This is a genomic window from uncultured Dokdonia sp. (assembly GCF_947492815.1).
Classification (GTDB): domain Bacteria; phylum Bacteroidota; class Bacteroidia; order Flavobacteriales; family Flavobacteriaceae; genus Dokdonia.
This window is the reverse complement of the sequence record NZ_CANLOB010000020.1, coordinates 93,484-100,044: the sequence shown is the minus strand read 5'-3', so window position 1 is coordinate 100,044 and position 6,561 is coordinate 93,484. Positions and strand designations below refer to the sequence as shown.

At 36.0% G+C, this 6,561-nt stretch carries 10 protein-coding genes and 1 tRNA gene; 1 reads left to right on the top strand and 10 read right to left on the bottom strand.

Annotated elements, in window-relative coordinates; all coding sequences use genetic code 11:
- Positions 1-229: 229 nt before the first annotated feature.
- From Q1A01_RS16780 to Q1A01_RS16770, 3 genes are all read right to left on the bottom strand, one after another.
- Positions 230-303: transfer RNA gene (locus Q1A01_RS16780), tRNA-Asp, on the bottom strand.
- 65 nt (positions 304-368) lie between these two features.
- Positions 369-1,304 carry a DUF58 domain-containing protein gene (locus Q1A01_RS16775; protein ID WP_299683298.1) on the bottom strand — a complete coding sequence of 312 codons (936 nt, stop codon included), beginning with the start codon at positions 1,302-1,304 and terminating at the stop codon, positions 369-371.
- Between the two features lie 135 nt (positions 1,305-1,439).
- Positions 1,440-2,021 (bottom strand): ATP-dependent Clp protease proteolytic subunit, encoded by a 582-nt coding sequence (locus Q1A01_RS16770; RefSeq protein WP_299683296.1) that lies wholly within the window; start codon positions 2,019-2,021, stop codon positions 1,440-1,442.
- A 58-nt stretch (positions 2,022-2,079) separates the two neighbouring features.
- On the opposite strand from Q1A01_RS16770, the gene Q1A01_RS16765 reads away from it, so the two are divergent.
- Positions 2,080-2,238, top strand: coding sequence for a hypothetical protein (locus Q1A01_RS16765; RefSeq protein ID WP_299683294.1), 159 nt, complete (start codon positions 2,080-2,082; stop codon positions 2,236-2,238).
- Between the two features lie 48 nt (positions 2,239-2,286).
- On the opposite strand, the gene trxA is transcribed toward Q1A01_RS16765, so the two are convergent.
- The 7 genes from trxA to Q1A01_RS16730 all read right to left on the bottom strand — a co-directional run bounded on the left by trxA (position 2,287) and on the right by Q1A01_RS16730 (position 6,555).
- The gene (trxA, locus tag Q1A01_RS16760; protein ID WP_299683292.1) at positions 2,287-2,607 is read right to left on the bottom strand and encodes a thioredoxin; all 321 of its coding nucleotides are present in this window, start codon (positions 2,605-2,607) and stop codon (positions 2,287-2,289) included.
- 308 nt (positions 2,608-2,915) lie between these two features.
- A complete protein-coding gene (locus tag Q1A01_RS16755; RefSeq protein ID WP_299683291.1) occupies positions 2,916-3,617 on the bottom strand; it encodes a zinc metallopeptidase in 702 nt (233 codons plus the stop codon).
- Positions 3,618-3,731: 114 nt separating this feature from the next.
- Positions 3,732-4,469: a hypothetical protein gene (locus Q1A01_RS16750; protein WP_299683289.1), complete on the bottom strand. Its 738-nt coding sequence runs from the start codon at positions 4,467-4,469 to the stop codon at positions 3,732-3,734.
- Positions 4,470-4,489: 20 nt separating this feature from the next.
- Positions 4,490-4,765 carry a DUF559 domain-containing protein gene (locus Q1A01_RS16745; protein ID WP_366520111.1) on the bottom strand — a complete coding sequence of 92 codons (276 nt, stop codon included), beginning with the start codon at positions 4,763-4,765 and terminating at the stop codon, positions 4,490-4,492.
- 394 nt (positions 4,766-5,159) lie between these two features.
- A complete protein-coding gene (locus Q1A01_RS16740; protein ID WP_299683287.1) occupies positions 5,160-5,420 on the bottom strand; it encodes a SemiSWEET transporter in 261 nt (86 codons plus the stop codon).
- Positions 5,421-5,423: 3 nt separating this feature from the next.
- Positions 5,424-5,981 carry a hypothetical protein gene (locus Q1A01_RS16735; protein WP_299683286.1) on the bottom strand — a complete coding sequence of 186 codons (558 nt, stop codon included), beginning with the start codon at positions 5,979-5,981 and terminating at the stop codon, positions 5,424-5,426.
- Position 5,982: 1 nt separating this feature from the next.
- Positions 5,983-6,555 carry a nucleoside monophosphate kinase gene (locus Q1A01_RS16730; RefSeq protein ID WP_299683284.1) on the bottom strand — a complete coding sequence of 191 codons (573 nt, stop codon included), beginning with the start codon at positions 6,553-6,555 and terminating at the stop codon, positions 5,983-5,985.
- Positions 6,556-6,561: the final 6 nt, after the last annotated feature.

Below are 6,561 nucleotides of genomic sequence, written 5' to 3'. Positions count from 1 at the left end.
TCAAAAATGTAGAATTCTTCCTCTTTAGATTAACTAGAATATTTGCATAAACACAACAATTGGTCTTGATCCGTTTCAACTAATTGGTAGTCATGGGAGAGGTGACAAAAAAAGCCTCTCCTTATGACAGGAAAAGCTTCTCATCGGCTTCAACTACAAAGCCTACTACGTGTGACGTAGCCAACACAACTTCTTATAAAAAAAGCCCTCGGACTGAGGGCTTTTGTAGCGGTCTGGACGGGACTCGAACCCGCGACCCCCTGCGTGACAGGCAGATATTCTAACCAGCTGAACTACCAGACCGTTGCGCTGTTGCGGGTGCAAATATACACTCTCTTTTTACATCTGCAAACAAAAAAATAAAAAAATTACACAAATTTTTGTCGCTCTACTAAAAATGTCGTCAAAATAGGACTAAACCCTTTCTCAATCACTGCTGGAATGTACTTAATCCTGTATTGTGCACACCGTAATTGTAAGTTTTTAAAATACGTATCTACAGATGCTTTATACGTATCTCTAATGGCATCTGCATATAAATTGATATGTTCTCCAGTTTCTACATCTACAAAGCGCTTAGGAGCGTTAGAAAAGGAGAAGTTGTATTCCTTTTCTTCACTATACGTGTGAAAAAGGATAACTTCGTGTTTATTATATTTTAAATGTTGTAAAGCTTCAAATAATTGCTCTTGTTCAACATCACTCTGAAACATATCCGAAAATAGAAAAACCAACGAGCGCCTCTTGAGTTTTTCTGCAATAAGATGTAAGTGTGCGTAAGTGGCTGTCTTTTTTTCTGCTTTCGCGAAAGCGGGATTTAACATACCCCCTAATTGATCTAATAACATATGGTGATGACGATCACTTCCTTTTTCAGAAGTATAAAACTCATAATCTTCTCCATACACACTTAATCCGACAGCATCTCGCTGTTTTTTCATAAGATTCATAATTGCCGCACTTGCCAAAGCCGAGAAACTAATCTTATTTAAATGATCAATCCCATACTCAGGAACCGATGGATAATGCATCGAGCTACTATTATCTACAATAAGATGACATCGTAAATTGGTTTCTTCTTCATACCGCTTGGTGTACAAACGATCTGTCTTTGCATACAGCTTCCAATCGATGTGCTTTGTACTTTCTCCATTGTTATACACCTTATGCTCGGCAAACTCGGCAGAAAATCCATGAAACGGACTCTTATGCATTCCAGAAATAAAACCTTCTACCACTTGCTTTGCAAGAAGCTCTAAATTGCCAAAACCGGCGGTTTTATGTAATTCGGATTTGATGTCCACAGTAGGAAAGTTGAAATTAGAAAAACGAAATCGGTTGTGAATCCGAATTTATGATAAAAAACTATAGATACGAGGTGACTGAGTGATTTTCAGATCCTCTTAAAAGGAGGATCTGAAAATCGCATCGAAGTTAAGTTACCCTTCGTATATACCGTCTACGATACCGTAGTCTACAGACTCGTCTGCGCCCATCCAATGATCACGCTGAAAGTCTTTCATGATTTTTTCAAAAGTCTGCCCACAATTATCTGCTAAGATTTGTGCGCTTAACTCTTTTGTTTTTACAATTTCTTGTGCTGTAATTTGAATATCACTTGCTTGTCCTTGTGCACCACCAGAAGGTTGGTGTATCATCACACGTGCATGTGGCTGTATAAAACGACGTCCTTTTTCTCCTACAGAGAGTAACAATGACCCCATACTCGCAGCAAGTCCTGTACAAATAGTAGACACAGGGCTTTTAATTTGCTTAATGGTATCATACATCGCAAATCCAGAAGTTACATACCCTCCAGGACTATTGATAAATAATTGAATCTCGTCATTATTAATAGAATCCAGATATAATAAACGATCTATAACGTGTTTTGCGCTACTATCTTCTACCATTCCCCAAAGGAATATTTTACGTTGTTCTAGAAGAGAAGTATCTATTGCGTCTTGTACTTTGGTCTTTTTTTCCATGTTTACTGCCCGTGAAGACGGGTAACTTTTCATTCCTCGAACCTGCTTGCCTACAAACTAGCTCGGAAATTTCATAAATATTAAATCTATTTTGATAAAAGTAGAACGTTTACATGGCTCAGCTTTCGCGAAAGCGCACATAAAAACAACTTTTTTCTTAATTCTAAAAGACCTCGCTCTTCAGCAAGGTTCATTCTATAATGAAAACAGTGCCATCAAAGATGATTTGTTTTCTATTTCACTAAAATAAAAAAGGTTTGGCACTACACCAAACCTTTTATATAATCTTAAGAGAGTCTTAGTTTAAAAGACCATCAATTGCGTCTGTGTATACTTTTTTAGGAGCAACACCTACTTGACGTCCTACTACTTCTCCGTTTTTAAACATTAATACTGTAGGGATGTTACGTACGCCGTATTTTGCTGCAAATTCCTGATTTGCATCTACATCTACTTTTCCAACAACCGCTTTCCCATCATATTCTCCTGAGATTTCTTCGATTACTGGTCCTACCATACGACAAGGTCCACACCAAGCAGCCCAAAAGTCTACCAATACAGGTTTGTCACTGTTTAATACTGCTTCTTCAAATGTTGCATCTGTGATTTCTAATGCCATAACTATATAATTTTAAAGTTTTAATCCAATTTGATATGCAAACTTAGTCAAATATTTTGCCAAAGCTTACAGCCAAAGTATCAACTTTCGCTATGGCACCATCAAATCAGTTGATACCACTACGTTTGTCGATTTATCCTTTTTCGTTTTTTTTATTTTTTGGGCGTGCCCTTCGCCCTTCACTACATTCAGTGCTTCGGTCGGGCTATACGTTTATACGCCTTGTCATTTCAGTACCTTCATTCCTGCGGGGTATCACTGCTATCCCTCACGCATCTATATTTGAAGCATCTAATAAAACACAAGCTTTAACGTCTTCCACCAAATACTTGCAATGCAAAATAAAGTAGCGTTGCCAGTGATCCTAATGCAGCAACTACATACGTACGTGCTGCCCATTTTAAAGCATCTTCAGATCCTGCATACTCTTCACGAGTTACTATATTTTCTGCTTTTAACCATGCCAATGCACGATTACTAGCATCATACTCTACAGGTAAGGTAATAAAACTAAAGAGCGTTCCTACACCATATAAAGCAAGCCCTACAATAGCAACAGTCCCTCCTATTTTTGTAGTTGCCATCAATGCGACACCTCCCATAATCACCCACATGCTCATTTTAGAAGCAATGTTTACCATAGGCACGAGTTGCGATCGCATCGTAAGCCAACTATATGCTGTTGCATGTTGTACCGCGTGCCCTACTTCGTGCGCTGCAACTGCTGCTGCTGCTGCATTACGCTGACTGTATACGGCCTCACTTAAGTTTACTGTTTTATTTCTTGGGTTGTAGTGATCGGTAAGTTGTCCTCGTACAGACATCACCTTTACATCTGTAATACCGTTATCTGCAAGCATTTTTTCTGCAATTTCTGCTCCAGACATTCCGTTGCGTAAATGTAATTTAGAATAGTGCTTGAATTTACTTTTAAGCTTATTGCTTACTAGCATACTTACTAATCCGATGGCTCCTACAATAATATAGTAGCCCATATATCCTCCTAACATATTATGTTGATTTTAATAATTTTAAATTTACAAAAAGTATGGCAATAATAAGACCAATCTTTAAATGTGAAATTTTGGCAGATATAAAACGAACTTTTATCGATAAAAAGCAGTTTAGTAGGTGTCGTGGTAATATAATTTTCGATGATCTTGAATTGTACGCACAATAGTTTCTGGTTCTCCATCCAGGTGATCAAGCGATACAAATTTTAGCGATCCAGAAATTGTAAGTACCAATAAAGTATGCTTGTATTCAGTATGATTATTATTGCGTATTACCTCTGTAAGTAATACGTAATCTATCATTTCACTCCATGCCACAAACGTATGTTTTTCTTGAATACCTTTTTCAGTAATTCTGATTTTTACTTTGTAGTCTTTGTTTAGATATCTGTAACTGCAAACGGCAGATCCGATAATACTCCCTAGAGTTACGACTAAAGAAATAGGTTGGTCTAAATTAAATAGGAAATACAAGAAACTTACCAAAGCAATAGCCCCAAAAATAAAAATGCCATTTAGGTCAGATGTGTCAGATTCTCTAAAGGCTGTTTTTTTAGAAGGTCTGTATTCAGATAGCTCTTTTGTATTCATAAATGAATACGTATAATCAGTAATCATCTCTTCTATAGCATGCCTGTCGAGAGGATAATTTTCTTCTAAATATTTTTTATGGGTTTTTTTTGCTTTTTGAACCTCAGAAATATCTACTTCAAAAGAAGGACATTCTTCATCAAAATCGGCAATTTTATCTGTTAGCGTGCATACAACACCATGTTCAAGTGTGCGTTTTTTGTGTACACAAGCAAGGCAAAATCCTATATGATGGCTTCTTTGTTCTTTGATGCTCATAGTTGTTTGAAAGAATAGAGTTAGGTGTTTTTAAAATGCTCTTTAATTTCTATCAGTACACTTGGAAGTAAATCAAATACCATTTTATTTTCAAATCTTATGATTGTAAATCCTAGTTTTTCCAGCTCTTTTGTTCGCTTAATATCATACGCTTGGGCTTCTTCATTAAAATGAACTTCTCCGTCTAATTCGATAATATAATTAAGGATGCTATGTTGCCTTAAAAATCGTTTTCCATCTAATTGTTTATTTTTAAGATACTTCCATAGAAATCGTTCTGCAGGTGCTGAAGTGATTTTCTATAGGTCTCTAAATATTTTCTAGAATGGATAGCCATTGTTTAAATATACTGGTTTTTAGGCTAGCTTACAGCTTCGCCAATCCATCTGTCAAAAACAGCGTTTTTAACATCTCCCTTTTTCAAAAGGGAAAAGCTTTTGCTTATAGTTTATATAGAATGTGCGAGGCTTTAAATAAAAGCCTTTTTTGATTAAAAGCTTCACTTACTAGTATGTGAAAGTATGTATTATATTAGTTATAAATCATTTAAAATAGAAGATGTTAACTTTTAGGATTTTTTATAAACGAGAAGGTGATTAAAGATAACAAGAAGTTGTTTACATACGAAAACAAAAGTCTCTCCCTTCAAGAAGGAAGATGTCTACAAAGCAGACAGAGGGATGAGAGAGATTATTTCTTTCTGTACTTCAACTTAAAGTACACCAATAAGAATACAGAGACAATCGTAATACCATTGGCAATGACCAGAGAAGGACTGTCTTTATAGATGCCATAGATAAACCAAAGGGTAATTCCTGTAAGAAACATGGTGAGCATAGGCAAGGAGAGAGCAGATACATCTTTGGTTTTCCATGTTTGATATACCTGTGGTAAAAACGAAGCTGTGGTTAACACTGCCGCTACAAATCCTAAAATTTCTATTCCTTCCATATCTTACATAGTTAATGTCTCTATTTTCTTTTCAACCTCAGCTACTTTTTTACTCCAGTATACAAGTGCTTTTGTTGCATCATATTGAGGTTTATTTTTAGTCCCTTTTCTTAACTCCTTAGGAATACGACCAAGAAAACTCCAATTGTCATGTTGATCTTTTGCTATTTGACTTTGCGTTGCTGGATCTTCTTTTCGTCGTGCCCAAAAATACTGATGTTCTAAATAGGTTTTTTTGATGCTTTCAAAATGATCTTTTAACTGCTCTGTGTCATTAGGAATAAAACCAGGTCCAGAACATCCACAGGAATGAAATGTAATCCCTACAGTATACAATATTGCCATATGATTCCACGCTTTGATGTCTTTTTTCTTAGGAGATTCAAAATCTAATCCCATATCTGCCATGAGGCCACCACATTCTGGACATTTGGCCGGCGCCTCTTGAACATCTTTACTATAACCACCTAAGACATCACCTAACAATCTCCTTTTAAATGTCTTTCGACATTCAAAGCAAGCATAATGTGATTTATAGGATGTCATTGCATATCTGCACATTTTATCTTTGTTTTAAATATGCGTTAATGACTTTATAAATAGCATCAATAGATTGATTTCCGTCAATCTCAATAACTGTAATTCCAGATTCTTTTATAAACTGTACCGCAGGAATGGTTCCGTTTTGAAATTCGTCTATTCGAGTCAAGACAATAGTACTGTCTTTGTCATCTGCTCTATTTTCCGATTCTGCTCTTTTGATAGCTCTTTTAAGAAGTTCTTCTTTAGGAACCTTTAAGAAAATCACTTTATCGATCGTTTCTCCTCCTTCTGCAATTACTTGTAATAAGTGTTCAGCTTGTATGGTATTTCTTGGATATCCATCAAATAAGATTCCTTTTTCGTTTTTATGGTTGTGATAAAAGCGTTCTACAATTTGGGCTGTTAAATGATCAGGGACTAATAAGCCTTTACTGCTATACTCAGCAGCTTTGATTCCTAATTCAGTTTTTTGTGCTTTTTCTGCTCTTAGTACATCTCCAGTAGAAAGATGAGTCAATCCAAAATCTTGAATGATCTTCTTGCTTTGTGTTCCTTTTCCTGCAAGTGGAGGTCCAAAAATAATAACGTTCATACGATG

Excerpts from the sequence above, each read along its gene's own strand:
- Q1A01_RS16740 (WP_299683287.1), bottom strand. The coding sequence starts at position 5,420 with ATGGAAGGAATAGAAATTTTAGGATTTGTAGCGGCAGTGTTAACCACA.
- Q1A01_RS16755 (WP_299683291.1), bottom strand. The coding sequence starts at position 3,617 with ATGTTAGGAGGATATATGGGCTACTATATTATTGTAGGAGCCATCGGA.
- trxA (WP_299683292.1), bottom strand. The coding sequence starts at position 2,607 with ATGGCATTAGAAATCACAGATGCAACATTTGAAGAAGCAGTATTAAAC.
- Q1A01_RS16750 (WP_299683289.1), bottom strand. The coding sequence starts at position 4,469 with ATGAGCATCAAAGAACAAAGAAGCCATCATATAGGATTTTGCCTTGCT.
- Q1A01_RS16730 (WP_299683284.1), bottom strand. The coding sequence starts at position 6,555 with ATGAACGTTATTATTTTTGGACCTCCACTTGCAGGAAAAGGAACACAA.
- Q1A01_RS16770 (WP_299683296.1), bottom strand. The coding sequence starts at position 2,021 with ATGAAAAGTTACCCGTCTTCACGGGCAGTAAACATGGAAAAAAAGACC.
- Q1A01_RS16735 (WP_299683286.1), bottom strand. The coding sequence starts at position 5,981 with ATGTGCAGATATGCAATGACATCCTATAAATCACATTATGCTTGCTTT.